Origin of the sequence: Streptomyces marokkonensis (assembly GCF_039539045.1) — a bacterium.
Lineage (GTDB): Bacteria > Actinomycetota > Actinomycetes > Streptomycetales > Streptomycetaceae > Streptomyces > Streptomyces marokkonensis.
This window is the reverse complement of the sequence record NZ_BAABCQ010000361.1, coordinates 1-1,763: the sequence shown is the minus strand read 5'-3', so window position 1 is coordinate 1,763 and position 1,763 is coordinate 1. Positions and strand designations below refer to the sequence as shown.

Genomic DNA, 1,763 nt, shown 5'->3' with positions numbered 1-1,763 from the left:
CTTTTGCGCAGTGGCGTCGGACGCAGGGTCTGCCCGCCGTCTCGCTGGCCTGGGGTCTGTGGGGTGAGTCGAGTGCGATGACGGGTGCGCTGGGTGCGTCGGATCAGGCGCGTATGAGTCGTGGTGGTATTCGGCCGTTGTCGGTCGAGGAGGGGATGGGTCTCTTCGATGCCGGTGTCGCGTCTGGTGAGGCGGCGTTGGCGGCGGTGAAGTTCGACTTCGTCGCGCTTCAGGAGCAGGCGGCCGTGGGTGAGACGGCGTCCGTGTTGCAGGGTCTGGTGCGCAGGCCCCGGCCGACCGTCCGCACCGAAGCCGGTACCCCCGCCGGCGGCACGGCCAAGGAGTCGCTGGCCGACAGGCTGGCCAGGATGCCGCAGGCCGAGCGGCAGCGCACACTGGTCGACCTGGTGAGCGCCGACGCCGCGACCGTCCTGGGAGGACGCCGAGGAGCCGACGCCATCGCGCCGGACCGCGCCTTCAAGGACCTCGGCTTCGACTCCCTCACCGGTGTGGAACTGCGCAACCGCCTCACGGCGGCGACGGGCTTCCAGCTCCCCGCCTCGGCGGTGTTCGACTACCCGACCCCGGCCGCCCTCGCCGACGTCCTGCTGGAGCAACTGAGCGTCTCGCCGGGGTCCGTGCTCGCCGAACTGGACCGGTTGGAAGTCGCGTTGACCAGCATGACCCTGGACGAGGACGTCATGGCCCAGACCGCCAAGCGTCTCCAGACCCTGGCCACCCGGTGTGCGACGCCCGGTGCCCCGATGGACGACGAGGACGCGTTCGACCTCGACTCCGCATCCGACGACGAGCTCTTCAGCTTCGCGGAGAACGAACTCGGCTCCTCCTGACCGCGGCACACCGGCCCCCCACCCGTTGACCAGCCCGAAGGACTCTTTCGATGAGCACCAACGACGACAAGCTGCGCGACTATCTCAAGCGTGCCCTCGCCGACCTCAGCCAGGCGCGCAAGCGGCTGCGCGAGGTCGAGTCGGAGAAGAACGATCCGATCGCGATCGTCGCCATGGGCTGTCGTCTTCCGGGTGGCGTCTCCTCGCCCGAGGAACTGTGGGAGATGCTCGCGGCGGGCACCGACGGCATCTCGGAGTTTCCGACGGACCGAGGCTGGGACGTGAAGGGGCTCTTCGACCCCGACCCCGAGCAGGCCGGGAAGTCGTACGTCAAGGAGGGCGGCTTCGTCACCGACGCCGCCGAGTTCGACGCGGCGTTCTTCGGGATCAGCCCGCGCGAGGCGCTGGCAATGGACCCGCAGCAGCGGCTCCTGCTGGAGACCTCGTGGGAGGTCTTCGAGCGGGCGGGCATCGACCCCACCTCTCTGCGGGGCCGCAACGTGGGAGTCTTCGCCGGCACCAAGCCCCAGGACTACATCCCGAGCCTGGAGGGCGGGGAGTCCAGCACCGAGGGGTACGCCCTGACCGGCAGCGCAGGCGCGGTCACCTCGGGTCGTGTCTCGTACTCGTTCGGCTTCGAGGGCCCCGCGGTCTCCATCGACACCGCCTGCTCCTCCGCCCTGGTCGCCATTCACCTGGCGGCCCAGGCGCTGCGCAGCGGCGAGTGCTCGCTCGCCCTCGCCGGCGGCGTGGCCGTGATGGCCACGCCGGGCGCCTTCGTGGCGTTCTCGCGGCAGCGGGGCTTGGCGGGGGACGCACGGTGCAAGGCGTTCGCCGAGGGCGCGGACGGCACCTCGTGGGCGGAGGGTGTGGGCCTGCTGCTGCTGGAGCGGCTGTCCGACGCGCGGCGCA

Annotated in this window: 2 protein-coding genes; both read left to right on the top strand. The window is 70.8% G+C overall.

The window, feature by feature from the left end:
* The coding region (locus ABEA26_RS35860; RefSeq protein ID WP_345598243.1) for a phosphopantetheine-binding protein at positions 1 to 851 on the top strand (851 nt) is incomplete at its 5' end.
* Positions 852 to 922: 71 nt separating this feature from the next.
* On the top strand, positions 923 to 1,763 hold an 841-nt coding region (locus tag ABEA26_RS35855; protein ID WP_425587961.1), incomplete at its 3' end, for a beta-ketoacyl synthase N-terminal-like domain-containing protein.